A 995-nucleotide genomic window follows, 5' to 3' on the forward strand; every position below is an offset into this window, starting at 1 on the left:
TGGGAGTTCTTCTGGCCGCTGATGGTGGGCGCGCGCCTCGTGGTCGCCCAACCGGGGGACCACCGGGACCCAGCCAGGCTGGTGGATCAAATTCAGCGCGAATCGGTCACCACCGTTCACTTTGTGCCCTCCATGCTGTCGGCCTTTATGACCCAGGACGACCTGACCGGCTGTGACACTCTGCGCCGGGTGATCTGCAGCGGCGAAGCCCTGCCCAAAGACCTGCAGGATGAGACCCTTCGTCGCCTGCCCAGGGCAACGCTTTATAACCTCTATGGCCCCACCGAGGCGGCCATCGATGTCACGCACTGGACCTGTGGCCAGGACGATCGCAGCACTCGCACAACCGTGCCCATCGGCCGGCCGATCGCCAACCTGCAGATCCATGTCCTGGATGACCGCCTGAACCCGCAGCCTGTGGGCGTGCCGGGCGAACTTTATATCGGCGGCGCCGGTCTGGCCCAGGGCTACCACGGCCAGCCGGACTTGACGGCGGAGCGCTTCGTGCCCAGTCCCTTTGAGCGGGGTGAGCGGCTCTACCGCAGTGGCGACCTGGCCCGCTGGTGTCGGGATGGCACCCTGGAATACCTGGGCCGGCTGGATCACCAGATCAAGCTGCGTGGCTTGCGGATCGAGTTGGGTGAGATCGAGGCCGTGCTGCGGGAATCTGCCGGCGTCATGGACGCCGTGGTCATCGCCCGCAACGACCAGTTGATCGGTTACGTGCAGGGCACCGGCATCGAAACGGACGCCCTGAAAGCGTCGCTGAAAAACCACCTGCCGGATTACATGGTGCCGGCACACCTGATGGTACTGGAACGCTTTCCGCTATCGGCCAACGGCAAACTGGACCGCAAGGCATTGCCGGCTCCGGAGATGGACACGGTTGGCTACGAGGCGCCACAAACCGACATCGAACAAACACTCTCACGCCTATGGCAGGACGTGCTGGGTGTTGAGCGGGTTGGACGACAGGATAATTTCTTTGCCCTGGG

The 995-nt window shown here is 63.8% G+C and carries 1 protein-coding gene; it reads left to right on the forward strand.

The window, feature by feature from the left end; genetic code table 11:
- The coding region (locus ACTRWH_RS20435; RefSeq protein ID WP_462826795.1) for an AMP-binding protein at nt 1–995 on the forward strand (995 nt) is incomplete at both ends.

The organism is Marinobacter sp. G5_S1_61_S3, from assembly GCF_054968585.1.